The organism is Humibacter soli (genome assembly GCF_054779035.1).
This window is the reverse complement of sequence record NZ_BAAGYX010000002.1, coordinates 616527-640277: the sequence shown is the minus strand read 5'-3', so window position 1 is coordinate 640277 and position 23751 is coordinate 616527. Positions and strand designations below refer to the sequence as shown.

Sequence of the window (23751 nt, the reverse complement as noted above, 5' to 3'; positions counted from 1 at the left end):
CTAGCCCTGACCTTTCGCATGCACCGCGATCCAGGGACCGATATCGGAGGCGACCGTGTTCAGGATGCCCAGGTGCGTCGCCCCGGCGTCGACGGTGGTCGTCACGTGAGGCGCATTCCGGGCGTAGACGACGACTTTCGCGGGCTGGAACACCTCGTCACGTGAGCCGACCCAGACGCCGACAGGCTGGTGGATGCCCGCGAGCGCCGATGCCGCATCTGTCGCATTCTGCGCGATCGCCATCTCCGCCGTGTAGCGGTCGACCAGGCCGGCGGACCGAACTTGAGTCGCCGTGTAGGCGAATCCGACGGCGGGGCTGTGTGCGGCCAGGAGCCCGTGCGTGACGGTGGCCGCGATGAGTGGACGCTGGCAGACCGTGGCGAAGTTCGATGCGTCATCCTCGATCTCCGTGCCGGAGTGCAGGCCGAAGTCGGGCGCCACGAAGACGTAGCCGGCGACGTCGTCGGCGATGCGCGGGACGCTGTTCAGCACAACCCCGGAACCAGCCGAGTGCCCGCCCACGAACTCCGGTACCCGCTGGGCGCGATGTACGAAGTCGACGGCTGTCTGCTCATCCAGCTGCAGCTGCGCGACCGTGGGCGTGTCGCCACGCGGACCGCCGGATGCCCCATGCCCGCGGATGTCGACGAGATACGTCGCGACGCCGTAGGACTCGAGCTGCCGGGCAACGGGCAGGTACCCCGCCGTGCTGTTCGCGCCCGAGCCATGCGTGGACACCAGGCTCGCGATCGGGTGCTTCGGAACGAACGCGTAGTACGCGAGGCGGGTGCCGTCGGTGGCTCGCAGGTATCCGGTCGGGGTCGCCGTCGCCGTCGAGCCTGTCCCCGTGTCGAGTGCGCTGTGCGATGCGGTGGGAAAGGTGCACGGGATGACGGCAGTTGCGATGGCGGCTCCCGTCCCGACGATCAGCACCCCGGCCGTGACCGAGATCGCCACGATCGCCGCAATTGCGCGGCGGCTCAGGAACACGGCGAACACGATGGCGGCGACACCGAGAACGATGAGTGCGACCGAGAGAGCGCGAGCGCCCACACCGGCGGGCGCGTCCGGCCCGAAGCCGAGGATCCCGGCAACGAGCAGCACGAAACCGAGCATGGTCGAGAGCGCACCGACGAGCGAGCGAAAGAGAGGATGATTCCGGGTTCGAGTCACAGATCCTGTCTACGGGGGCCCGTGGGAACGGTACTTCGGCCCGCAGGTGGAACTCGGGTGGAGCCCGGGTGGAGTTGCAAGGGTAGAGGCACCCACCGGCACTGCGTAGGCTCCGGAACATGGTCGACTTGATTACTTCGAAGCAATTCCATGCGGCGGCCGGAGTCGAGGACTGGCGAGTCCTTTCGACAGGGGCCGCGGCGTACTTCGCGACCGGCTCGTTCGCGAAGGGCGTCGAACTCGTCGACAGGATCGGCGCGCTGGCCGAGGCGGCGAATCACCACCCCGACGTCGACCTGCGCTACTCGGGCGTCATCGTGCGACTGCAGACGCACGAGGTCATGGCCCAGGGATGGGTGCTCAGCGAGCGCGACAGCGCCCTTGCCGCACAGATCTCACAGGCGGCGCGAGAACTCGGCATCGCCGCCGATCCCTCCAGGGTGCAAGTGATGCAGATCGCGATCGACGCCCTCGACATCAACGCGGTACGGCCGTTCTGGGCTGCGGTGCTCGGCTACGAATTCTTCGGCGAAGAAGACGCGTTCGCGCCGAGCGGATTCGGCCCGAACGTCTGGTTTCAGCAGATGGATGCTCCGCGGCCGCAACGCAACCGCATCCACCTCGATCTGTTCGTGCCTGCCGACCTGGCCGCGGCCCGCATCGAGGCAGCGCTGGCCGCAGGAGGCACCATCGTTCGCGACAACGGTCCGGACTGGTGGACACTCGCCGACCCCGAAGGCAACGAGGTCGACGTCGCACCCTGGCCGGACGCCTTCGCCGGGTGGTGAGCCTAGCCGTAGGGAAGCGTGCACGCTCTGGAGCGCCTGACTAAGAGACGGATGCGACGGGTTGCTCGGGCGATGACGTCACTAGTGAACTAGCAGCTTGCTGTCTCTACTCTCCGACGGGGTGGAACTCGATTCGGTAGAGCATCGTGTCGTCGGCGATGGGGCCCGCGTGCGCTGCTCGTCGCCGCAAGGCCTCGCGGTCGGTCTTTCCCGCCGCAATGACATCGTCGTTCGACACCGACACGAACGGCACCAGCTCAACGGAGTCGACGACGATATGGCCCGGCCCAACTCGGTAGCGCCCGCCCGTCTTCACCCGCGGTCGCTGCCAGAGCCGGAACGACACCGTGATGTCACCGGCCAGCACAGCCTCGCGCAGTTCTGCACTGAACTCCATGCAAGGAGAATAGATCGCTGCCCGGTGACTGGTTCGATTCCGAATGTGACGGGGTTCCGCCCAACCGGTGGCCTCGAGCACGAAGTGTTCGCAGCCCGCGCCGCCGTAATTGAAGTCGCGCAATTCGGGCGTGGTGCGATCCTCTTCGTCGACCCACTCGATGAAGGAGACCGGCCCCTTCTGCCCGGGTCCGACGGCGAAGTTCAGATTGGCATGCGCAATCAACAACTCGGTGTGCTCGGTGATGATGTGCCGACGCCTGGCACACGACACCTGCGTCCATCCGGTCATGTCGATGTCACCTGTCCTCTGGCCCACGTATCCCCCGGATCGCTCTAAGCCAGGACCGCATTGAGGTCTGCGATCGTGACTCACGGCCATCCTTGTGTGCGCCCGCCGGCTACCACTACAGCAACGCAATCACCGATTCTTGTCGGGGCACCCCAATAGGGGTGCGGCAAGGTGAGGTTCGGGGTGATAGTGCCGCGGGCATATTGAAATCATCGTCAGGCGGTTGCGAAGATTGTTCGTTTCATAGTGGCAGGTCGCATACCACCGAGGTCGGGCCTCGGAATTCCGTGGATGGCCGCGGGATCGGAACCGACACGCTGGGATGAACCGCCGACTGTCGTGCGACCTGACACCCGCGTCCTCATAGGGTGGGCTCATGGCCAAACGCGTTCACACAGAGATCGTCGACGACCTCGACGGACAGCCCGGCGCAACGGCAGTGACTTTCGCGATCGAGGGAACGTTCTACAGCATCGACCTGACGCCGGAGAACCAAGAGCGCTTGTACGCCGCGTTGGAACCGTTCATCGCAGCGGCCACGGTGGACGGGGGCCTGCGACAGTACCGCACCACCAAGCTCGACCGAGCGGTCAAGACCCGGCGATGACGTCGTGAGTGCGCATCGGGCTCGAGCGCCACAGACACGAAACGACTAGCCGGCACAGGTCGAACGACTCATCCACGGCCCGGCAGACACAATGGGTGGCATGGTCGAGATCTCCGATGCGGACTTCCAGGCGATGGTCGGCGAGGAATTCGACGCGCTGCCCGAGGACATGGTGCGGGGTCTGGAGAATGTGGCCATCCTCATCGCGAACCAGCCTGCGAACGAGCGGCCGCGGCTCTTCGGGCTGTATAGCGGACGCCCGCTGAAGACACGCGGCGTGTACGGCTACGGGGAGCTTCCCGACCGGATCACTCTGTTCAAGAACAACATGCAGGAGCACAGCGCGGATCTCGACGCCTTGCGGGCGCGTGCGAATCACTCTCGTGCACGAGATCGGGCACTACTTCGGGCTGGATGACGCACGCCTACGCGAACTCGGGTGGGCGTAGACGCCACCTACGCCCCTTGCCGCGCACGCGCCTGCGCGACCTCGCCGAGGTTGCCAACGGGCCCGATGATGACCGGCTGCAACCGACGAACGACATCGAGATAGTCGCCGGTCCAGATGATGCGCACGGCCGTCGCCGTCGCCTTCCCCGAGTCGTCGCTCAGGTCACGGGTCACCGCCTCGGCGAGTCGTGCATCGATCACAGGATCCTGGAGCAACGGCCGTGGCGCGTCGGCTCGATCGACAAGTTGCCTCCCGAATTCGCGGTACCAGTCGCTCAGTCGGTCCACCGACTCGCCCAGCGCCCTGCGTGCGGCGCCGCGGTCCCCATCGACGATCTCCTGTCCATCCCAGATGTCGACGATCGCGTCACTCGCGAGCCGCAGACCGGCAACACCCGTGACGGATGCCGCCACCTCCGCGAGCGGACGCCGTTTCGTGCCGCGTTCGGCGAGATAGGTGCCGAACGTGTCATCCAATCGACGCGACGATGCAGCTGCACGCAATGACTGGGCAACAGGTTCGGCACCACGCGGAGCGGTGTCGTCGCAGCGTCCGAGGCCGTAGGCGACCGAGGCTGCAAGGTATTGCACGCCGTCGTCGTACGCCTCGGCGAGCGACTGCCGAAGCGCCGCGGATGCACCGCGCGGCCAGAACAGCAGGCCGACGAAGAGGCTGACGACGCATCCGAGCGCGATGTCCTCAATGCGCAGCAGCCCGACGGTCCAGCCGGTCGGGGCGATGATGTTGAACAGCAGCACCAGTAAGACCGTGAAACCCGCCTGCCCGGCGGCGAACGAGATCGCGGCCGGTGCCACGCCCGCCACGAAGATGGCGATCGGCAACAGAATCCACAGCACGACGGGGTTGTCGCCAACGAGGAAGAGCACGGCAGCACCGATCACGACGCCGACCACAGTTCCGAGCACACCGCGCAAGGCGGTCTGGCCCGTGCTCAGCGCGTTCGACCTGAGCACCGACAGCGTTCCCAGCACGACCCAGAACGAGTGCTCGACACCCGTGAGGTCGGCGAGCAGAACGGCGATGCCGAGAGCTATCGCGCCTCGAATGCTGTTGCGCAGCCAGACGGAGTGCCACTCCAGATAGCCGGTCGCACGCTGTACGGCTGCGCCAAAGGGTCCGAGCAGATTCCCGGGCTGCCTGCCGAGCACCCGCTGCAACCACGTTCGCCGCTCCGCCTCGGCCGTGAGCACGATGTTCTCGCCGACCTGAGCCACCGCGTGGCTCAGTTCCTGAGCACGGAATCCCGGGTCCAGCGCCGAGATGAACGCGCCGGCGACATCCCCGACGACCGATCCGGATTCCATCCCGGATGCCGTTCCGGATGCCCGGCTCGGTAGCGCCATCGCCGTCGACTCGACGAAGGTTCTGGCTTGGGTCAGTCGTTCGAGGGCCGCTTCGAGTTCGGCGGGATCTCCACCGGTCGTCGACAGAAGCGTTGCGCCCTGTTCCAGCACCGATGCCGCCGCGCTCTTCACCTTGCCGGCCGCTTTGTGCGCAGGCGTGGGTGACGGCTGGTATTTCGCCGCCTGCGCGATGACGGCGTTCAGCCAGTTCAGCTCGTCCACCAGCCGCACGACGGTTCTGGCAGGCGTGCTGAGCCCTGTCGGGCGGTACGGCGTCGCGAGGAATCCGGCGTGCAAAGCGCTCACTGCGGCATCCGCCGCAGCGATGGCACGCGCGCGATCAGCGGCCAGGTCCGAATCTCCGTTGCCGAGCATGTATGCGACATCCGCCCGCAACCGCACGGCGAGAGCTAGGCACGCGGCAGCGGCCGGGCCTCGAAGTGGTTCTCGGGAAGGTGTCGGCCACAGCACGGCCACTGCGATGACGCTGGCCACGGATGCGATCCCCCAACCGAGAAGTCGCGGACCGATTGAGTCGAGCGTGCCGGGGATCGTGACCGGAAGTATGAATGCCAGCAGCAGTGACGTGCTCGCCGACGCCAGCACCGAGCTCACCGTGCCGACGAACAGCACGATGAAGCCGATGACGGCCATGGCGAGCGCCGCGAGCCACACCGGATTCGAGGCGAGTGTTCCGAGGCAGACGAACACCGCCCCCGTCACGGCGAGCGCGATCTGCGCCTGCACTCTGGAACGCAACGGACCACTGAAGTCGACGAGCAGCAGCATCGCGAATGCGCCGAACGCAGAGAACGTTGCGACGTCGGCGTCGCCGATCACTCGGCTCCCGAACGCGAAGATGAGCGGCATCACGACGGCCGTCCTGCCGGCGCGTCGCAGAGCCGCGTATGCCGGATCCCGCTTGTTCAGCCAAGCCTTGAAGCGCACACGGCCTCCCGCGCATCGTCACACGACGCCGCAGGATGAGCGGGCGCCACACTCTGAGCACACACTACGACTCGGCGGGCGTCCGTGGTGAGCGAGATCACCGGCGGTATGCGCCGCGTCACTACGGTCACCGCCCTGCGGCGCTCCCAGACGTTCAGGCTCTCGGAGAGGGCGGGTGGCGCGCGGCTATGACTTGAAGGCGACCTCGAAGACTTCGGACTGTGGGGACTCGAGACGTGCTTCTGCCTTGACCTTTTCTCGGATCGCCGAGTTACCAGCCTCGAGCCGGCGCACGTCGGCCTCGGATTTCCAGAATGAGATCACAAGAGCTTTGCCGTTGTCGCGATCGATCAGGTAGTAGAACCCGTCGAATCCCGGTAGATCCGGTACCGCGGCCAATTGCTCGCTCGCGAGTTTCGCAAGCCTGTCGAGTTGCTCGATGGGCTGCTGGACGGTTTGCACCCGTGCGAACATGATGTCCCTTTCGTCAATGTGAGACACCAGCGTCTCATTAAGCATCGCTGGTGTCTAGACTGGGTGTCGACAATCCAGAAGATCGGATCATGAAGTTGGCCAACAACGACGCATCGCGACGCCGAACCGAAGCGGCCATCATCGATGGCGCGGCGAGGGTGCTCGCGGACCGCGGCGAAACCGCAGGAATGGGTGAGATCGCAGCATCTGCCGGCATCAGCCGCGCAACGCTCTACCGGTACTTCCCCACTCGCGAGCTTCTGCTCAGTGCGATGGCCGCCGCAAGCGTCCAGGAACTAGCGACACGGGTCGAAGAGGCGCGTCTGGAGGCCATCCCTTTCGAAGAAGGCCTGGCTCGCCTGACTCGGGCCGTGCTCGCCACCGGCAGCAAATATGTCGCCCTCAACGCGGACACCGCAACGTACAGCAGAACCCAGCCCGACTTCGATGCCAGAGTGACTCAGCCCATGTACGACTTGTTTCAACGCGGGCTCGCCGATGGCTCCCTCAGAGACGACCTTGCTCTCACCGTTCACCTGGACCTATTCTCGGGCCTGATCAAGGGTGCGCTCAACGCGACCACCAGCGGTCGCAGGGGAGTCGAAGAGACCGCGGCCGCTGTCACCTCGGTCTTCCTCAACGGCGCGGGTCACCCACACGCCGGCCGAACGAGATGAGGAGATGCAAGAACAGCAGCCATCCGATGACTGCCGTTCTTGCGTGTCTCAAGGAAAGTAGCGGGAGCGGGACTTGAACCCGCGACACCACGATTATGAGCCGTGTGCTCGCTGGGGATGCTTTTGCGTGTGTCAGCGAAGTCGAAAATCCGCGGAATTACGCGGGTTTTGACACTCATCAATGGCATAGGAAGCACGTGAGTTGAGGGCGGTTGTGTCCAAAGTGCGTCCGAAAACGGACCCCGGCCCAGATTTCGCGAGGGTCGGTATACTCAGAGTATGACCACCACGATCAAGGTAAGCGACGAGCTTCGCGATCGACTAAAGGCGCAGGCCGCGCGCGACGGCCTGACGTTGGGTGCTCACCTGGCCAGGCTCGCGGATGCGGAAGACCGACGTGAACGGCTGCGATCGCTGAAAACTGCTGTCGCAGCGACCTCGACCGCCGACGCAGCGTCGCATGCGGCCGAGTCCGCGGAGTGGGAGCGCGCCGAGCTGACCGACGCCACCTCGTGACGGATTTCGAGCTCGCCCCGGGAATCGTTGCCTGGGCATCCCTCGAGCCCGTTCGCGGCCGGGAACAGGGCGGTCACCGCCCGGTCCTCATTGTCGCGTCAACGGGATACCTCGACGCCGTCACGACCCTCGTCATCACGCTGCCCATCACCACAACGGACCGCGGCTGGCCAAACCACATCCGCGTCGACGGACCGAGCGGCCTCGACCGCCCGTCCTGGATCATGACCGAACAACCCCGCACCCTCTCCCGCGACCGCATCACCGGCATTGCCGGCCAAGTCTCGCCCGAGTGCCTCGCCAAGGTGCGCACATGGCTCGCCGACTTCCTCGACCTCTGAGAGCATCAACGCTGCCTCCCGAACGCATGGGTCCTACGATGCGTGGCCCGGTCACGACTCAAAACGCGAAGGAGCTCTGATGGTGAAGGAACATGATCCGATCACCCCGGGCGAGATTCTCCGATCCGAATTCCTCGAACCGCTGGGCATGACCGCCGACCGCCTTGCAGATGCAACCGGCGTGCCCCGGGCGCGAATGAGCGAGATCATCCGTGGCAAGCGACGCATCACCGCCGGCACAGCACTTCGACTGTCCCGAGCACTCGGCCTCTCAGATCGCTACTGGCTCACCATCCAGGACGACTACGACATCGAACAGGAACACGTCAAGCACGCCGCCGCGCTGGAACGGGTGGAGAAGCTCACGCGCGATTGACGCGCTTCGACAAGGCCTGTCTGCTCAGCCCGGTCCGCGATGCGATCTGGTTCCAACTCACACCCTTCTCGCGAAGGTGGGCGATCAACTCGTCCCGCTCGGAAACGAGAGCGTCCTGCTCGAACCGAAGCCGACCGAGGATCCGCCCGACCTGGGACAGCCGATCAAGGGCGTCGTCGCGCGCGCCCCATCTGGCACGCGCGGCAGATTCCGCGGCGGCGGCGCCGTGCGCCGCGGCCTCCTGCGCGTGCTCTTCAAGGTGTCGAGTCGTCGCTACGTCGTGCTGTCGACGCTGCCTCGCATAGGCGGCTTTACGCCGTTTGGCCTTCCTAGAAAGGTCTCGATTTGCCATGCAACCCGGTTTACACGCAACCCCTGTCGTTGCGGACGCAACAACAGGGACCCACAGAAAGTGCCTGCGTGCATTGCCCCATCTTCGATCCGTCGGGCCTTCTAGCCTCCGTGGGCCGTTTCACCCGTCACTTCCTTCTCATCGCTTCGATCGATCTCATCATTAGTCCTTCGTCTCTTGACCGTTGTCGTCATGTCGAGGAATGCTTCGCTGACCGCTCCCGGCGAGACTTGGCGTCGCGCTAGACCACGTTGCAGTTGACGGACCCTTTCGGGCATTTTCATCGCGCGGGTCATACGTGCATTGGGGTCCCCTGGACGCCGGGACGAAGATATGGGGCGATCGATGCACGGCGGTGTACCGGCTCCTGGGCGGTTGCCTTTCCCTCCCGCACGCTGAGATGGGAGCATGTCGGCTGTGCCATTGTTTCGCCGGAGCGCACCGGCCCCAGCCAACTCGCATCCCGTCTTCGAGTTTTGGGACTGGTGGCGGCGGGAGGGGCACAACATCGACCCACACGGTCCATCGCCTCTGCTGAGCCAGCTAGACAAACGGGTGAAGGCGATCGACCCACAACTCACCTGGCACTTCAGCGCTGGAAGCGAATCGGAACATCGATTGACCGTGACCGGCGACGGGGACCCGGAGCGGCGACCGGCCGCCACTCGCTGGCTTCGTGCCGCGCCAGCAGCAGACCCGACGTGGGAATTCCGATCCAGTCAGGAGGCCGACCCGAGCGCGTTAGTTGCCAACCTCGAAATCGCCGGTGCCAACATCGACCTTTCGCAGACCATGTTCGGCTTGGACCCCGACTTGAACCGCAAGCGCGTGCATGTTGCCGTCTACCACCCCAGCTTCGCGAACCTACCGGGCGGGGCGGATCTACAGGTGTCGTTTCTGCTCTTGGACTGGCTCCTAGGTGAAGACAACGTCGAACGATGGATCGGGAGCATCGACGCTGTCACGAATCTGCCAGACCAGGCGGTCACCGGCGAGGGTGTCATCGAAGCGGTAGCCTCCATGCGCCAGAAGAGCAGCCCAGACGACTGGGTGATCGCGTCCTGGCAGGACGAGAACGGCTCGCCCGGCTTGGCCAGCTATCGCCCCGCACTGCGCCGCGTCGACTATCCGACACATGACCTCTATCAACAAATCCGCGTCAGCTACCCGACACGCGCCGATGGCCTGCCCGCCGATGCTGATGTGCTCGAGTCTCTCCGCGCATTGGAAGACGGAATGCAGTCAACTCTGGCGGGACGCGGCATTCTCGTCGCATACGACACCATCTCTGGGCATCGCACTTTCCACCTCTACACGGATAGCGAAGACCAGAACGCTACCGACACCCTCACGCAATGGGCCACGGAACATCGCCTAGAGATCAAGACCATTGCGGATCCTGGCTGGCGAAACGTCCACCGCTTCATCGGCTAACGCCCGCAGGCGGATCGGTCTGCGGACTCGTTGTTCTCTAGGGAGCGGTTCCTTCGCCGATACGTCCGCGATCAGGATGCGTCACTGACGGATCGCTAGCTGATGCGTTCTGCTCCGTGTCGGTGGTGGGGAATATCGTCACAGGATGGCTGATCTCGACGATCTGCGCCGCACTGCGGTTGGGTTGCCTGGAAGTGAGGAGCGGTCGACGACGGGCGGCGCTGCGTGGTTCGTTCGCGGCAAGCTATATGCGTGGGAGTGCCGTCCTTGGCCCAGCATCCCCGTTGACGTGCGCGAGATCATCGCGGCCGAGCTCGTCGTCGGCGTGAAGGTCGCCGACAGCCTGGACGCGCTCGCCCTTATTGAGATGGCGCCCACGGTGTTCCTGCGCACCACCACCCCCTGGGGGCAACCCAAAGTCGCGTTCCGCATGGCCGGCATCGACCAGGACCATCTTGCCGAGCTCGTGACAGAGGCGTGGCGTGTACAGGCTCCACGGTATCTGCGGCGTGAGATCGACGACATTGGCCGTTAGACGACGAGCCAAACAAGGAACACCTCGCCGAGCCGCCCGGAGTGGCTAGATTGCTCCGACGATCCTGCACGCAAGCGGATCCGGTTGCGTGCACAGGAGTGCAATCCGATCCGTGGACGAGGCCTTCTGCCAATGGCCTGTCGCTGGCGGCTCAGCACGACTCAGGCTCCGGTCGGGCAGTGCTCGATGTCGTCCTCCGGGATCAGCACGAGTGCACCAATCGCATCTGCGGGGACCTCGCCAAGCACCTCCAGTTGCGTGACTGCTTCTCCGATCCGGACAGCGAGCACCCCGTCTTCAAACGCGAGTTCGACCGTTCCGTGCACCCGCCCGGCACCGAGATCAACACCACCAGGATTGGTGTTGACCCCTGAGATCTCGGCCCAGGTGTGCGGCCGAGCGAGTTCGAGTCCGAGACTAAGAACTTCGCCAACCGGGACTGTGCCATCGCCCATCCATCTGCCGGTCAGCCTCCCCGACGAGGTCTCGATTGCGAGCACGGGTGACTCCGAGGAGGCAGCGTTCAACGCAATTGCGCGCATCACCGTGATCCCTTCGGAAACTGAGCTTGGATCACTGTATTCCGGAGACTCCAGACACCCGCACGACACTCCTCAAGACGGCGTCAGGCAGTTGAAGTGCACAAAGGCCGCCCCTTAGGTGATCGGCCTGCGGGCAGCTATGCCAGCCCGCTTTGACGCCAGGTGTCAAACCACGCTCGTTGCTCATCCACGGTGCCGAGCAAGGACATGTCAGGTGCCGGAGCGAACACGTCTACCGTGGACGGCCTCGAGGCCCCGCGCGGCATTGCGAGCACATACGCTCGTCTATCTATGGTCGCCTGGCGCTGCATGACCGACGGGAACACGTCACGGCGAGCCCCGTTACAGCCGATCAGCACCTCGTGAACTTCCAACTGACCGCGAACCAATGCGAGAGCTTCAAACAGGTCCGGACCCTCGGCACTGGCCTCGATCCCGCCGTCGACGCTGACCTCCACGACGCAGATATCACCGGCCGCGAATCGCACCCGAGAGGAGACTTCTGTGCCTCTCCAGAGGGCAGGGACGCTCACTTCTTCAAACGTCATGCGGACCGGACCTGCGTCTTCACCAAACGTGTAGTTCTCCCCGGACCCGGCTTGATCGCGACCGCGTGCATTCGATCGTTCTACCAGACTGCCAACCGCTCAAAGAACTTATGCGGATCCGGTTGCGGGCTTGCGGGCTCGTATTAGGAGTCGACGACGACCCAGTGAAACCGTTGGCGGAGGTCGGTAAAGCATTGCGGACACACCCACGTATATCCGTCGTCAGCTGTCACCCATGCTTCGCTGTACTCGGCGTGCCCAGTGGAGTCGTTGGAGATCTCCGCGAAGCAAAACTCGCAGTGGTCGTGGTCCCAGCCGGGTCGATAAGCGGTCCAGCCTGCGAAGCGCAGGGACCTACCCTCGAGGTAGGTCTCTTGGTCGGTTAGCCGCCAGTCTTCGCCCACCCGCCCAGAGTACGAGTCCGATGCGCTGCACGCGAGGCTGGCTCAGCATCACCTCGCGCGATTGTCGCGCGAAAGCAGATCCTCCCGCGGGCCAATGAGCTTACGCGGCGGCGCGTTGTCGTTTGCCGCTGGTGTGCTCGCTGAGGCGCCAGGGATTTGCGACACGTCCTGCCCGTTGGTTGCGCTGCGCGGCGTGACGAAGAGCATTGAGAGCGACTTGCGGAACCAGTTCGCGAGGAATACCGATGGTACGTGCCCTCGTCCTAGTCCACAGAAGCACCCAACCTAGAGACACACGAACAGTGCCAATCGCGGCGTAAGGAATCCACAACGGTCGGCCGTTGCGGATGAACCAGAACCCGTCCTCATCAAACCCTGTCGCAAGGCGTAACGACTTCCGAGCTGACTCCCTCGCGAGACCCCGGTAACGCTGTACCTCACGAAGAAAGCCAAACGCTCCGCAGCCAGACATGATGACCAGAAAAAGAACCCCGATCACGGCAGAGCCCCACGACGACGACGTGACCCCGTGCCAAATTGCGAACCCGCACCCGGCCCCGACAATCACAGCGGGCAGCACAATGACCCACCAGAAGTGACGAAGGATCGCCGCCAGAATCGCCATCCGCGACGCGAAATGAGCTTGCGCCGTCATCTCGAATACGTGGTCAGCATGCGGAACCGATCTCGATGCTGAACCGGCGACCTCCGACACACGACTCCTTCAACCAGTGACGGACCAAAGCCCTCGAATCAGCCCGCACGTGCACACAGACACGGCGATTCTCCGGCACAGGACGCCTGACGACAAACGCGCGCAGCAGGACAGGATCCGCTTGCGCACCGTCCGCTTCCACAGCCCGCCGAGTGCGCGCCGGAGAACGTCGCGAACTGACCTCATTCGTGAATTAGAGGTGAGGGCAGGAGTCTCACCATGGGAAGCATCGAGCCGTACGAGAGCGCCAAGGGTCGCCGCTATCGGGTCCGCTACCGCAAACCGGATCACAGTCAGGGCGCCAAGCGTGGGTTCCGCACCAAGCGCGATGCAGAGCTGTATCTGGCATCCGTTGAGCTGAAGAAGGCTGCCGGCGACTACATCGACTCGGCTTCGGGCCGTGTCACGATCGGCTCGCTAGGTGCCGAGTGGTTCGCCACGCAGACGCATCTCAAGCCGTCATCTGTCGCGGTCATGGAATCGGCCTGGCGTCTGCACGTGAAGCCTCGATGGGGCGACGTCACGATCGGATCTATCCGTCACAGCGAAGTGCAGGCGTGGGTGTCGGCACTGGCGAACGGCGGCGTCGATGGTGCACGATCCAAGTCGCCCGCGCTCGTTCATCGGGCTTATGGCATCCTGGCCTCGATTCTTGATGTCGCCGTCCGTGACCGTCGCATCTCCTCGAATCCGGCACGCGGCGTCAACCTGCCTCGCAAGGTCTCACGCGAACATCGCTACCTCACACACCAAGAGTTGCGCCGCCTCGCGGATGCGTGCGGCGATCACGGAACTCTGATCCTGCTGCTGGGCTACTGCGGGCTGCGCTGGGGTGAGGCGTCGGCCTTGCGTGTGCGGGACATCGACCTGCAGCGGCGTCGCGTGCACGTGGTGGAGAACGCTGTCTTTGTCCGCGGAGACATCGTGGTGGGCAGCCCGAAGACGTACAAGCGCCGCAGTGTGCCCTACCCCGCGCTCCTTGCCTCCGGCATGGCCGCGGCCATTGCCGGCAAACGTCCGGACGATCTCGTGTTCCCTGACCGGTACGGCCAGCACATGGTCACCCCGACCATCCGGTACAACTCCTGGTTCGACCGAGCACTGGACGCGGCGGGACTCCCCCACATGAACATCCACGACCTTCGGCACACGACGGCCAGCCTCGCCATCTCCGCCGGCGCCAACGTCAAGGCGGTGCAGCGGATGCTCGGCCATGCCTCAGCCGCGATGACCCTCGACGTGTACGCCGACCTGTTCACCGACGACCTCGACAACGTCGCGCACCGTCTGGACCAGGCCGCTCGGCTCAGCAACCCAACGCCGCCACCGGCAGCATACGACGCATCGGGTCCTAGCCCGGCAACCGGACCGCGAGCATCCACGAAAGGTCCGACGCTGTTCTGATCTCGAGCCGCATCGGGGTCCGTGCCAACCTTCGCGCCGTCCCCCTGCGATGAGGACGTGGACACATCCGGACACGGCACACGCACATCGAACAACGCCGGGTCGGACCGCGCCGCTCATCCCCTCCGACGCGCTCTTCTGGCACCCGTCGGGCTGTGTCCAATGTGTGTCCAAAAGGACCCTGAAACACAAGAACGGCAGCCATCCAATGGCTGCCGTTCCCAGTGTTTTCTAGATGAGTAGCGGGAGCGGGACTTGAACCCGCGACACCACGATTATGAGCCGTGTGCTCTAACCACCTGAGCTATCCCGCCGCAGACTTCGTGCGGGCGATCTTGCCTCTGCACAAAGCTGGAGCCCCGAGTCAGGATTGAACTGACGACCCCTTCCTTACCATGGAAGTGCTCTACCACTGAGCTATCGGGGCGGAGCCGAGCGACCGTAGGCCGTTTCGGCAACCGTACGAGGATACCATCATCCGGTTGCCCGTTAAGCCGCGTTACCGTCCCCGGTCGCGGCCCCGATCACACGGTGCAGAACGGTGCGCAGCTCCTCCAGTTCCGACAGCTGCATGCCGAGCTTCTCGATGATCTGCGGCGGGATGCCCAACGCTTGCTCGCGCAGCCGACGACCTGTCTCGGTGAGGCCGACGCGGAGCATCCGCTCGTCCTGCGGGTCGCGCACTCGGTCGATCAGTCCGGCCGCCTCGAGACGCTTCAGCAGGGGTGACAGGGTCGCCGGCTCAAGCTGCAAGGCGCGCCCGATGGCGCCGACAGTGCGCGGGCTCTCCTCCCACAGGGCGAGCATGACGAGGTATTGCGGATGCGTCAGCCCGAGCGGCTCCAACACCGGGCGGTACAGCGCGATCACGCTGCGAGACGCAACGGCGAGCGCGAAGCACACCTGGTTCTGCAGCTTGAGCAGGTCGTTGGCTGGCGGGGCCGCCTCGACCAGGTCATCGGATCTCTCCGCCGCGCTTTGACTCATCGCAACCTCCTGACCACCATGTTACGCTTGCACTAATCATTAGTGCACTAACTATATGAATGCACGCGGACGAGGAGGATGCCGTGGCACGCGGTTTCTGGGGCTGGTACGAGAAGTTCAACAGCGTCGTGCGCACATTCACCGGTCCCGCGCAGCTCGGGGCGGGACACCCGGAGGCGCCTGACGTGCGGCGTGCCGACGCGGCGTGCCCGATCTGCGGGCATCCGATGACCGAGCACGTGGTGGAGCGCTCCACCGACCAGCACACCGCCAGCCGTCTGGTGTGCCCGGCACCCCGCGCGGCCTGATACCCACCGCCAGTCGCCCGACCGCGAGACTTCACGCCCACGCCATCACAGCGGGGTGTACCCACGGGTTTGGCGCGGGGATGCAGTCTCGCGGGAGGGACGAGGGACGGCGGCTGCGGCGGGTTTCGAGACGCGCGCCTGCGGCGTGCTCCTCAACCCACGGGAGACGCGCGCCTGCGGCGTGCTCCTCAACCCACGGGGAATGGTGCGCAGCGTCAGCGACGGGGCGGCACTACCACGCCGGGGAGGCGCAGCGCGGCGAACTGGGCGCCGGCGACGCGGAGGCGCACGCCGCCCTCGTCTTCGTCTCCCGGGGCATCCACGTCGACAGCCAGCTCACCGAAGAGCGACTGCGCAGCATCCCACCCCTTCGCCGCGTCGAACGGCACCCGCACGTCCGCGGCACCACGCGACGCCACGACGAGAACCGACTCCTCGGCGGACTCGCGGATGAACACCAGCACGTCATCCCCCACGTGCAGCCACCGCATGCCGCCGTCGTTCAGAGCGGGGTGGTTCCGCCGCAACCGGATCAGGTCTCGGTAGAGCGCGTGCGTCTCCTGCGCGTGCGCGGCTGTGACCCCGGTCGCGGCGTCGACCGGCGGGTCGTCGGCCGGCGCGTCGAGCAGATGCCATGGCATGGGCATCCGCGATTCCTCCCCGTCGTCGGCCACGACCCCGAACTCGTCGCCCGCCCACACCACGGGGATGCCGGGCAACGCAACCGACAGTCCGAGCGCAACAGGGGCCGTGCCCGCCAGGGCGTGGGTACGGAACCGCGGCACGTCGTGGGAGTCGATCGCGTTCATCGTGCCCTGCAGAACCCGCCACGGGAAGGCGGCGGCGAAGCGGTTGTGGGCATCCACGAGCTCATGCCCCTTATAAGAAGGGATGACACCGACGGGCTGCCCGAAGTAGGTCGAAGGGCTGCCGGGTTGGGACAGCCACCCCCACACCGGCCGCGTGAAGTTGGCGTAGGTCATCGCGCCATGCCAGGCATCCCCTTGGAAGTCGGGCGCCGCGTCGTTCGTCGACTCGCCGAGCAGGATCGTGTCGGCGTTCACCTCGACCATGGTTCGACGGATGATCCGCCGCACCTCTTCGTTGAAGTCGTCGTCCCTGTACCTGCCCGTCATGTTGGCAACGTCGATGCGCCAGCCGTCGAGCGAGAACGGCGGCTTCAGCCAACGTGCGACGACCGAGTCGTCGCCCTCGATGAACCGACGGCGCAGCTCCGCCGATGCCCAGTTGAACTTCGGCAGGCTGGGCACGCCGAGCCACGACACGTACCGGGTGTGCTCGGCGTTCAGCCAGTAGAAGAACTCCCCCTCCGGCGCATCGGGATGTCCGTACGCGGCCTTGAACCACTCGTGCCCGTCCCCGCAATGGTTGGCGGTGAGGTCGCCGATCACCTTGAGCCCGCGCTGGTGCGCCGCAGCGGTGAAGCGGGCCAGGGCGTCATCCCCGCCGAGCAGGTCGTCGACGTGCTCGAAGGAGCTCGCGTCGTAACGATGGTTCGACCGTCCTGGGAACACGGGCGTGAGGTACACCAGCGTGACGCCGAGGTCTGCCAGATAGCCCAGCCGCTCGGCCGCCCCGTCGAGGTCGCCGCCGTAGAACTGCTGTGCGCGGCCGGGTGGCACGGCATTCACCGGCTCGTTCCAGTGCGCAGGGATGGCCCAGTCGGGTGCGCGCCGCCCATCCGCCACGGCCGATCGGGCGAATCGGTCAGGGAACACCTGGTACAGCACGCTGGAGCGCACCCACTCCGGAGGTGCGTCGTAGGCGACGAGGCGGAAGTCGTCGACGTCAAGGGTCTCTGTGGTCGACATTCCCGTCGCGTTCAGCCAGACGCTCGAGCCATCCGCGCGAGTGATGAGGAACCGGTAGCCGTGCACCCGGTTCTCGACCTCGATCGGCGCCTCCCACCAGTCCCATCCGTCGAGAGCTGCGACGTGTGCGGCATCCGTGAACCGCGGCTCGCGGTCGGGGTTCGAGCGCGTGCGCACGGCGATCACCGGGCCGAACTCGTGTGGGATGCGCACGCGAACGTGCACCGTGTCGCCGAGCGCCGGGGCGTCGTCTGAGACGTACAGCGGGGAGCCGTCGTGGTGGGGCAGCAGCATGGATCGACAGTACTGTGACCCGTCGCGCTCAGGAACCGGCGGGGGCGACCGAGCCGGTCCGATCGGCGGGGGCGACCGAGCCGGCGGGACCGACCCGGCCGGTCGATCCGCGAACGATGAGCCTCGTTGCGAGTTCCTCTCGCGGTGCATGCCCATCGGACTCGTAACCCGGTTGGCCGATCCTCAACAGCATGCGCAGAGCGGATGCCGCCATCTCGGCGATCGGCTGTTGCACGGTGGTCATCGGGGGCGACGCCCAGCCGGCCTCCGGCAGGTCGTCGAATCCCACGACGCTCACGTCGTCGGGGATGGACAGCTTCAGCTCTGCCACCGCGTCGTAGACCCCGAGCGCCAGCGTCTCGGTGCAGGCGAAGATGGCTGTCGGGCGGTCGGGCCCCAGAAGCATCCTGACTGCGGCGACCCTTGCGGCGTCGCGCTCCCAGCCGACGTGCATGTGGTTCGCCGGCGCGAGCTCGAGTCCCGCCGCGGCCAGCACCGAACGGAATCCGTCGAACCGCGCCCTGCTGTACTCATACGAGTCGGAGACGTCGATGACGGCGATGCGCGTGTGCCCTAGGGCGACCAGATGCTCGGCCGCAGATCTGCCGCCCTGCCAGTTCATGGCCCCGACGCTGCCGACACCTCGTGGAGGAGTCGCCATCGGGTCGAGCAGCACGACGGGCCTTCCGGAGTCGATCAAGCGCCGCCACTGGTCGCGCGTCGGGTCGACCACCGCGAGGATCGCTCCGCGCGACTCACGACGCAGCACACGGTCGACCCAGTCCGAATTGCGGCGCACCAGGGTGATCACGACGTCGAGATCCGCTTCGTTCGCGGCCCCCTCGACACCGCTGAGCGCACGATTCGTCCACGAGCTCTCCCCCGAGGCCAGCACGAAGTCCACGACCCCGGGACCCGGTTCGGGATGATCCTCCCGTGCGACATCCCCCGGTTGCGAGTAACCGAGTTCCGACGCGACGCGAAGGATGCGCTCCCTGGTGGCCGGCGCGACATCCGTTCCCCCGCGAAGCGCCTTCGACACCGTCGGAACGCTCGTGCCAGCGCGATCGGCGACGACGGCGAGCGTCGGACGCGCGGCGCGGGGCTTCTTGTCGGGCACGAGGTCATCCTAAAGCTGAGAGCTCTTTGCGCAAACTTTCATCGCTGCATTTGTTGCAATCGCAGACAAATCCATGCATAGTGCCATGAGCACCGAAAATCCCTTGCGCGAGTTGCGCAAACTTTGTGGTCCACCCGACCACGTTCAGCGACGAACCTGCGGCGCATGCCGCGAGGAGGAAAACATGTCGACGTCGACACCAGTCAGCGCCTTCAGCCGGCGCACCTTTCTCTCTGTGGCCGGGGCTGGCCTCGCAACCGCAGCCCTCGCCGCCTGTAGCTCCGGCGGAGGATCCGGTTCGTCCGGCTCACCGCTGAAGTTCTGGAACATGCCGTGGGGCGGCACCGCCTTCAATCCGCTCGACAAGAAGATCACCCTGGCCTACAAGCCAGCGAGCGGTCTGCCCGCGGCCACGTACCAGGAGATCCAGTGGTCGAACTTCAACCAGACGTTCGCGTCCGCCATCGCATCCAACACGGGTCCGGCCGTCAGCTCGGGCGGTGGTACCCAAGCGTTCAAGTTCGCCACTGAGGACAAGATCGCGTACGCGGATGACCTCATCGACAGCTGGAAGTCGAACGGCCTCTACGACGACTTCCTCCCTGGCACCCTCGACGCCATGAAGACCGACAAGGGCTACGTCGCGATTCCCTACAACCTCGACATGCGGGTGCTCTGGTACAACAAGGCCCTGCTCGAGAAGGCCGGCACCGAAGCGCCGACCGACTGGCAGAGCTATTTGGATGCCTCGGCGGCTCTGAAGAAGATCGGCGTGTACGGCTTCAGCCTCAGCAGCGCGTCGAGCAACGGCAACAGCTTCCAGACCCTCACCGGCGTGCTCATCAACAACGGCGGCGGACTCTTCGACGAGGAGCAGAAGCCGAACTGTGTCACGGCGACGAACATCGAGGCCCTCGACTGGGTGGTCGAGATGGTGAAGAAGGGTTATGTCGACCCAGGCAACCTCGGTTACTCCAGCACGAACACGAACACTCAGTGGAGCAACCGCACCTGCGCGATGGGCATCGACGTTCCCGGCCTTCCGGCGAACGTCACGGGCCCCGTGCAGCAGGAACTCGCGCTCGGCGACCCGCTGGTGAGCGCGGCCGGCAAGAAGGGCGCGCTCTACTTCCCGAACAACATCATGATGTACAAGAACACCCCCAGCCAGAAGGGCTCGGAGGCGTTCCTGACCTATTACTACAAGAACATGGCGCCGCTCTGGACCCAGAGCACCGGTATCGGCCTCCCGCCGCTCAAGTCCATCGCCGAGACGAGCGAGTTCAAGAAGAACCCTGCCAACGTGAAGCTCATCGAGGTCTGGCAGCCCATCTGCAAGACGTGGGCGGCACCGGGCGGAACGGCTCTGTTCGCGAACATCTCGCTCGTGGACAGCACTCCCGCCATGACCACGTGGGCGCAGCAGATCCTCTCGCTCAAGCAGACGCCGAAGGAGGCACTGACCGCTCTGCAGTCGACGCTCATGTCGCAGCTGAAGAGCTGAGTCATCCCCCCACGCCGAGCATTCCGTGCTGGCGACCCTCCCGGTCTACCGATGCCTGCCGGGTCGGGCCGCCAGCACGGATGACACCTCGTGCACACCCCCATCTGGATCGCAGCAGCAATGAAGATGGGGGAACATTGTCGGGTACGTTCCGGTAACCGACGATCCAAGGACTTCATTCGTGAACCCCACGACCACTTCGACGAGCACGGCGACAAACCCACACCCTTCGATCGGCAAGGAGTGGTGGCGCACCGCGGTCATCTACCAGGTGTATCCGCGGTCGTTCGCCGACAGCAACGGCGACGGCATCGGTGACCTCCCCGGCATCACCGCCCACCTCCCCGCGCTGCGAACGCTGGGGGTCGACGCGATCTGGCTCTCCCCGTTCATGACGTCCCCGCAGCGCGATGCCGGATACGACGTGGCCGACTACCGCGACGTCGACCCGATCTTCGGCACACTTCACGACTTCGACAGGATGCTCGGTGCGGCCCACGAGCTCGGCCTGCGGGTCATCGTCGACCTGGTGCCGAATCACACGTCATCCGATCACGCCTGGTTCCAGGCGGCTCTGGCGTCCGCAGAGGGCAGCGAGGAGCGGGAGCACTACTACTTCCGCGACGGCAAGGGCGAGAACGGCGACGAGCCGCCGAACAACTGGGAGTCCGTCTTCGGCGGGCCGGCCTGGACCCGCCTCACCAACCCCGACGGCACGCCCGGCCAGTGGTACCTCCACCTCTTCGACAGCTCGCAGCCCGACCTCAACTGGGAAGACCCGTGGGTGCGCGAGCAGTTCCGCGACATCCTGCGCTTCTGGCTCGATCGCGGTGTCGACGGCTTCCGCATCGACGTCGCTCACGGCATGGTCAAGGCCGAGGGGCTACCTGACGAGACGGATGCCGAGCACGGCGGCTCGATGAGTGGCGCCGGCGCCACTCTCGAGCCCGACATCAGCGATGAGCCGCCGAGCTCGCCGTTCTGGGGTCAGGAGGGTGGCCACGAGATCTTCCGCGACTGGCACAAGGTGCTGGCGGCCTACGACGGCGACCGCGCGCTGTGCGGCGAGGCATGGGTCAGCCCGCCGTCGAGGCTTGCACGCTACGTGCGACCGGATGAGATGCAGCAGACCTTCAACTTCTCGTACCTCGAGACGCCGTGGCAGGCGGATGCCCTGCACGACGTCATCGAGGACTCACTCGAGGCGTTCGGCGGCGTCGGTGCGCCCAGCACCTGGGTGCTTTCCAACCACGACGTCGTACGGCACGCCACCCGCCTCGGCATCTCGGAGGAGAATCCGCAGGGCCATGGCCTCGGCCCCAAGACGCCGTTCCGTCCCGATGTCGTTGCCGGTGCCCGCCGAGCGCGCGCAGCCACCACGCTGATGCTCGCGCTGCCGGGGTCCGCATACCTTTACCAGGGCGAAGAGCTCGGGCTCCCCGAGGTGATCGATCTGCCCGACTCGGCGCGGCAGGACCCGACCTGGTTCCGCACCAACGGAGAGCGCTACGGGCGTGACGGATGCCGTGTGCCGCTCCCCTGGACCGCCGACGGCCCCGCGTACGGGTTCAACGACACCGGCGCGAGCTGGTTGCCCCAGCCGGACGAATGGGCGGGACTTGCTCGGGATGTCGAGGAGTCGGACCCGCTGTCGACGCTGTCGCTCTACCGTCGGCTGCTGTCGGAGCGCGAGGCACGTGCCCTGGGCGCGGGTGAGCTCGAGTGGGTGGACGGACTCGGGGACGACGTCGTGGCGTTCCGCAACGGCGACGTGACCGTGGTCGCGAACCTGGGCACGGCATCCGTTCCGCTGCCCGCTGGCAAGGTCATCGTCTCGAGCGAGCCGCTGTCCGGCTCGGAGCTCCCGGCCGACACTGCCGCCTGGCTGGCGGGCTGACCGCCGGCCCACCGGTCCGTCTGACCCATCACACCCCCCGCGACTGACCGACCCACCACCGGCCCACCGGTCCATCTGACCGATCACCGGCCCACCGGTCCATCTGACCCATCACCGGCCCCGACTGACCGACCCGCCACCGCCCCCGACCGACCCACACCGATCCCGCTCGGCCGACCGCCGACCCGCGGGCGCGCCACTTGCGCTCTATAGCGCCAGCACAACGGGCGCAATAGCGCGCACATGGCGCAGTTACCGCTCTGACCGCCGGCCGATGGCGAACTCCGCGTCATCCGGCGAGATGACGGTCGGATGCCCGCTCCCGGCGGTGCCGCGTGGGTTCGAGTGACGGGGTGCCCCACGAGCCTCAAGTCATCGCCACTTGTTGCGGCATTCCCGGCTCCCAACCCGCGGAAAGTGGCGACGACTTGGTGCCCCCGCGGAGGTGGGTGGCGCGTGGGCGGTGGGTGGCGCGTGGGTGGTGGGCGATGAAGGTGGTGATGGGTGACGTTGGGTGGTGGTGTGCATCCCCCGCCGCCCGCCCACTCACTCACTCAAGTGGTCGCCAGTTGCTGCGGGTTGGGGCCCAGCGATTCCGCACTAAGTGGCGACGACTTCGCGATCGGGGTGAGTGGGCGCCGCGGGGCGCCGCGGTCAACGGTCGGCGACGCCGATTTCGTCGATGATGGGCTCCAGCTGGGCCCAGAGGCCCGGCTCGGCGGCGATCGTCAGGGCACGGCTCGCCGGCACGCCGTGCAGGCCTCCCACCTTCGCGCCCGCCTCGACGGCGACGAGGGCACCGCCGGCGTGGTCCCAGGGCTTGAGGCCCTTCTCGTAGTAGGCGTCGAGCCTGCCGGTCGCGACGTTGCAGAGATCCAGCGCGGCGGAGCCGATGCGGCGAATGTCTCGCACCCGCGGAATCAGCATGCTCACCGCCTCGGCCTGCAGTCCACGGCGTCGCGAGTCGTAGGAGAAGCCGGTGCCCACGAGGGAGAGGGAGAGCTGCTTGCCGGTCGCGACCTGCAGTCGCCTCGTTCCGAGGAAGGCGCCACCGCCTGCGCTCGCGGTGAACACCTCACCGCTCGCCGGATTCACCACGGCGGATGCCAGCGCGCGCCACGTGAGCGGGTCGGGGTCACCCTCGACCACAGCGATGGAAACCGCGTAGTCAGGGATGCCGTACAAGTAGTTCACCGTGCCGTCGATCGGGTCGACGATCCAGCTCAGACCGCTCGACCCGGCCGTGGCGTCACTCTCTTCGCCGCAGAAGCCGTCATCCGGCCTCGCCTCAGCGATACGCCCACGGATGAGGTTCTCCGACTCGCGGTCGGCGGCTGTGACGATGTCCTCGGGGGCGGTCTTGGTCGCTGCGACCTCGACGCCCTGCTCGCGCCTCATGCGAACCAGCTCACCCGCCTCAACCGCGATGTTTCTGGCAAGGTCGAGGAGCTCTGCGTTCACGGGCATGCCTT

22 protein-coding genes, 2 tRNA genes and 2 pseudogenes are annotated in these 23751 nt (G+C 65.9%); 13 read left to right on the top strand and 13 right to left on the bottom strand.

Annotated features, from left to right (window positions below; genetic code table 11):
* Entirely contained in the window at window positions 1-1173 is a 1173-nt protein-coding gene (locus ACYVDN_RS16130; protein WP_460573201.1) for an alpha/beta hydrolase, read from the bottom strand.
* Window positions 1174-1292: 119 nt separating this feature from the next.
* On the opposite strand from ACYVDN_RS16130, the gene ACYVDN_RS16125 reads away from it, so the two are divergent.
* On the top strand, window positions 1293-1961 hold the full coding sequence (locus ACYVDN_RS16125) for a VOC family protein (protein ID WP_460573200.1): 669 nt from the start codon (window positions 1293-1295) through the stop codon (window positions 1959-1961).
* A gap of 106 nt (window positions 1962-2067) precedes the next feature.
* On the opposite strand, the gene ACYVDN_RS16120 is transcribed toward ACYVDN_RS16125, so the two are convergent.
* Window positions 2068-2649 carry an ASCH domain-containing protein gene (locus tag ACYVDN_RS16120; RefSeq protein WP_460573199.1) on the bottom strand — a complete coding sequence of 194 codons (582 nt, stop codon included), beginning with the start codon at window positions 2647-2649 and terminating at the stop codon, window positions 2068-2070.
* A 376-nt stretch (window positions 2650-3025) separates the two neighbouring features.
* On the opposite strand from ACYVDN_RS16120, the gene ACYVDN_RS16115 reads away from it, so the two are divergent.
* Window positions 3026-3256 carry an Lsr2 dimerization domain-containing protein gene (locus tag ACYVDN_RS16115; RefSeq protein WP_460573198.1) on the top strand — a complete coding sequence of 77 codons (231 nt, stop codon included), beginning with the start codon at window positions 3026-3028 and terminating at the stop codon, window positions 3254-3256.
* Window positions 3257-3347: 91 nt separating this feature from the next.
* Window positions 3348-3705, top strand: a pseudogene (locus tag ACYVDN_RS16110) (metallopeptidase family protein).
* 7 nt (window positions 3706-3712) lie between these two features.
* On the opposite strand, the gene ACYVDN_RS16105 reads toward ACYVDN_RS16110, so the two are convergent.
* Window positions 3713-6019 carry an FUSC family protein gene (locus ACYVDN_RS16105; RefSeq protein WP_460573197.1) on the bottom strand — a complete coding sequence of 769 codons (2307 nt, stop codon included), beginning with the start codon at window positions 6017-6019 and terminating at the stop codon, window positions 3713-3715.
* 186 nt (window positions 6020-6205) lie between these two features.
* Complete coding sequence (locus ACYVDN_RS16100; RefSeq protein ID WP_460573196.1) at window positions 6206-6538, bottom strand: antibiotic biosynthesis monooxygenase family protein; 333 nt, start codon at window positions 6536-6538, stop codon at window positions 6206-6208.
* Between the two features lie 44 nt (window positions 6539-6582).
* Here ACYVDN_RS16100 and ACYVDN_RS16095 point away from each other — a divergent pair, with 44 nt between their 5' ends.
* The 4 genes and pseudogenes from ACYVDN_RS16095 (at window position 6583) to ACYVDN_RS16080 (ending at window position 8403) form a co-directional block, all read left to right on the top strand.
* Window positions 6583-7170 (top strand): TetR/AcrR family transcriptional regulator, encoded by a 588-nt coding sequence (locus ACYVDN_RS16095; RefSeq protein ID WP_460573195.1) that lies wholly within the window; start codon window positions 6583-6585, stop codon window positions 7168-7170.
* Window positions 7171-7413: 243 nt separating this feature from the next.
* Window positions 7414-7686 (top strand): annotated as a pseudogene (locus ACYVDN_RS16090) (ribbon-helix-helix protein); the annotation flags it as partial.
* A complete protein-coding gene (locus ACYVDN_RS16085; RefSeq protein WP_460573194.1) occupies window positions 7683-8027 on the top strand; it encodes a type II toxin-antitoxin system PemK/MazF family toxin in 345 nt (114 codons plus the stop codon). The pseudogene ACYVDN_RS16090 and the gene ACYVDN_RS16085, both read left to right, overlap by 4 nt.
* 79 nt (window positions 8028-8106) lie before the next feature.
* Complete coding sequence (locus ACYVDN_RS16080) at window positions 8107-8403, top strand: helix-turn-helix transcriptional regulator (RefSeq protein ID WP_460573193.1); 297 nt, start codon at window positions 8107-8109, stop codon at window positions 8401-8403.
* Here the strand turns inward: ACYVDN_RS16080 and ACYVDN_RS16075 are convergent.
* On the bottom strand, window positions 8390-8755 hold the full coding sequence (locus ACYVDN_RS16075; protein WP_460573192.1) for a hypothetical protein: 366 nt from the start codon (window positions 8753-8755) through the stop codon (window positions 8390-8392). The two genes, ACYVDN_RS16080 and ACYVDN_RS16075, sit on opposite strands and share 14 nt — an antisense overlap.
* Before the next feature lie 555 nt (window positions 8756-9310).
* Between ACYVDN_RS16075 and ACYVDN_RS16070 the strand changes: the two genes are divergently transcribed.
* Window positions 9311-10189 (top strand): DUF695 domain-containing protein, encoded by an 879-nt coding sequence (locus tag ACYVDN_RS16070; RefSeq protein ID WP_460573191.1) that lies wholly within the window; start codon window positions 9311-9313, stop codon window positions 10187-10189.
* A gap of 145 nt (window positions 10190-10334) precedes the next feature.
* On the top strand, window positions 10335-10724 hold the full coding sequence (locus ACYVDN_RS16065; RefSeq protein ID WP_460573190.1) for an MmcQ/YjbR family DNA-binding protein: 390 nt from the start codon (window positions 10335-10337) through the stop codon (window positions 10722-10724).
* 161 nt (window positions 10725-10885) lie between these two features.
* Here the strand turns inward: ACYVDN_RS16065 and ACYVDN_RS16060 are convergent, their stop codons facing one another.
* Both ACYVDN_RS16060 and ACYVDN_RS16055 read right to left on the bottom strand, forming a co-directional pair.
* Window positions 10886-11224 (bottom strand): hypothetical protein, encoded by a 339-nt coding sequence (locus tag ACYVDN_RS16060; protein WP_460573189.1) that lies wholly within the window; start codon window positions 11222-11224, stop codon window positions 10886-10888.
* Window positions 11225-11403: 179 nt separating this feature from the next.
* Window positions 11404-11754 carry a hypothetical protein gene (locus tag ACYVDN_RS16055; RefSeq protein ID WP_460573188.1) on the bottom strand — a complete coding sequence of 117 codons (351 nt, stop codon included), beginning with the start codon at window positions 11752-11754 and terminating at the stop codon, window positions 11404-11406.
* 1398 nt (window positions 11755-13152) lie between these two features.
* Between ACYVDN_RS16055 and ACYVDN_RS16050 the strand changes: the two genes are divergently transcribed.
* Complete coding sequence (locus ACYVDN_RS16050; RefSeq protein ID WP_460573187.1) at window positions 13153-14337, top strand: site-specific integrase; 1185 nt, start codon at window positions 13153-13155, stop codon at window positions 14335-14337.
* Window positions 14338-14577: 240 nt separating this feature from the next.
* Here ACYVDN_RS16050 and ACYVDN_RS16045 read toward each other — a convergent pair.
* From ACYVDN_RS16045 to ACYVDN_RS16035, 3 genes are all read right to left on the bottom strand, one after another.
* Window positions 14578-14651, bottom strand: a tRNA-Met gene (locus ACYVDN_RS16045).
* A 38-nt stretch (window positions 14652-14689) separates the two neighbouring features.
* Window positions 14690-14764: transfer RNA gene (locus tag ACYVDN_RS16040), tRNA-Thr, on the bottom strand.
* Between the two features lie 62 nt (window positions 14765-14826).
* Complete coding sequence (locus tag ACYVDN_RS16035; protein WP_460573186.1) at window positions 14827-15324, bottom strand: MarR family winged helix-turn-helix transcriptional regulator; 498 nt, start codon at window positions 15322-15324, stop codon at window positions 14827-14829.
* An 83-nt stretch (window positions 15325-15407) separates the two neighbouring features.
* On the opposite strand from ACYVDN_RS16035, the gene ACYVDN_RS16030 reads away from it, so the two are divergent.
* Entirely contained in the window at window positions 15408-15632 is a 225-nt protein-coding gene (locus ACYVDN_RS16030) for a hypothetical protein (protein ID WP_460573185.1), read from the top strand.
* 215 nt (window positions 15633-15847) lie between these two features.
* Here ACYVDN_RS16030 and ACYVDN_RS16025 read toward each other — a convergent pair whose 3' ends face one another.
* Window positions 15848-17758, bottom strand: a complete 1911-nt coding sequence (locus ACYVDN_RS16025; RefSeq protein WP_460573184.1) for a glycoside hydrolase family 13 protein — start codon at window positions 17756-17758, stop codon at window positions 15848-15850.
* A 28-nt stretch (window positions 17759-17786) separates the two neighbouring features.
* Window positions 17787-18878, bottom strand: a complete 1092-nt coding sequence (locus ACYVDN_RS16020; protein ID WP_460573183.1) for a LacI family DNA-binding transcriptional regulator — start codon at window positions 18876-18878, stop codon at window positions 17787-17789.
* A gap of 184 nt (window positions 18879-19062) precedes the next feature.
* Between ACYVDN_RS16020 and ACYVDN_RS16015 the strand changes: the two genes are divergently transcribed.
* The gene (locus tag ACYVDN_RS16015) at window positions 19063-20382 is read left to right on the top strand and encodes an ABC transporter substrate-binding protein (RefSeq protein WP_460573182.1); all 1320 of its coding nucleotides are present in this window, start codon (window positions 19063-19065) and stop codon (window positions 20380-20382) included.
* 181 nt (window positions 20383-20563) lie between these two features.
* Window positions 20564-22279 carry a glycoside hydrolase family 13 protein gene (locus ACYVDN_RS16010; RefSeq protein ID WP_460573181.1) on the top strand — a complete coding sequence of 572 codons (1716 nt, stop codon included), beginning with the start codon at window positions 20564-20566 and terminating at the stop codon, window positions 22277-22279.
* Between the two features lie 654 nt (window positions 22280-22933).
* Here the strand turns inward: ACYVDN_RS16010 and ACYVDN_RS16005 are convergent.
* Entirely contained in the window at window positions 22934-23746 is an 813-nt protein-coding gene (locus ACYVDN_RS16005; RefSeq protein ID WP_460573180.1) for an inositol monophosphatase family protein, read from the bottom strand.
* Window positions 23747-23751: the final 5 nt, after the last annotated feature.

Excerpts from the sequence above, each read along its gene's own strand:
- ACYVDN_RS16035 (WP_460573186.1), bottom strand. The coding sequence starts at position 15,324 with ATGAGTCAAAGCGCGGCGGAGAGATCCGATGACCTGGTCGAGGCGGCC.
- ACYVDN_RS16050 (WP_460573187.1), top strand. The coding sequence starts at position 13,153 with ATGGGAAGCATCGAGCCGTACGAGAGCGCCAAGGGTCGCCGCTATCGG.
- ACYVDN_RS16075 (WP_460573192.1), bottom strand. The coding sequence starts at position 8,755 with ATGGCAAATCGAGACCTTTCTAGGAAGGCCAAACGGCGTAAAGCCGCC.
- ACYVDN_RS16100 (WP_460573196.1), bottom strand. The coding sequence starts at position 6,538 with ATGCTTAATGAGACGCTGGTGTCTCACATTGACGAAAGGGACATCATG.
- ACYVDN_RS16125 (WP_460573200.1), top strand. The coding sequence starts at position 1,293 with ATGGTCGACTTGATTACTTCGAAGCAATTCCATGCGGCGGCCGGAGTC.
- ACYVDN_RS16115 (WP_460573198.1), top strand. The coding sequence starts at position 3,026 with ATGGCCAAACGCGTTCACACAGAGATCGTCGACGACCTCGACGGACAG.
- ACYVDN_RS16080 (WP_460573193.1), top strand. The coding sequence starts at position 8,107 with ATGGTGAAGGAACATGATCCGATCACCCCGGGCGAGATTCTCCGATCC.
- ACYVDN_RS16025 (WP_460573184.1), bottom strand. The coding sequence starts at position 17,758 with ATGCTGCTGCCCCACCACGACGGCTCCCCGCTGTACGTCTCAGACGAC.
- ACYVDN_RS16065 (WP_460573190.1), top strand. The coding sequence starts at position 10,335 with ATGGCTGATCTCGACGATCTGCGCCGCACTGCGGTTGGGTTGCCTGGA.
- ACYVDN_RS16005 (WP_460573180.1), bottom strand. The coding sequence starts at position 23,746 with ATGCCCGTGAACGCAGAGCTCCTCGACCTTGCCAGAAACATCGCGGTT.
- ACYVDN_RS16015 (WP_460573182.1), top strand. The coding sequence starts at position 19,063 with ATGTCGACGTCGACACCAGTCAGCGCCTTCAGCCGGCGCACCTTTCTC.
- ACYVDN_RS16095 (WP_460573195.1), top strand. The coding sequence starts at position 6,583 with ATGAAGTTGGCCAACAACGACGCATCGCGACGCCGAACCGAAGCGGCC.
- ACYVDN_RS16120 (WP_460573199.1), bottom strand. The coding sequence starts at position 2,649 with ATGACCGGATGGACGCAGGTGTCGTGTGCCAGGCGTCGGCACATCATC.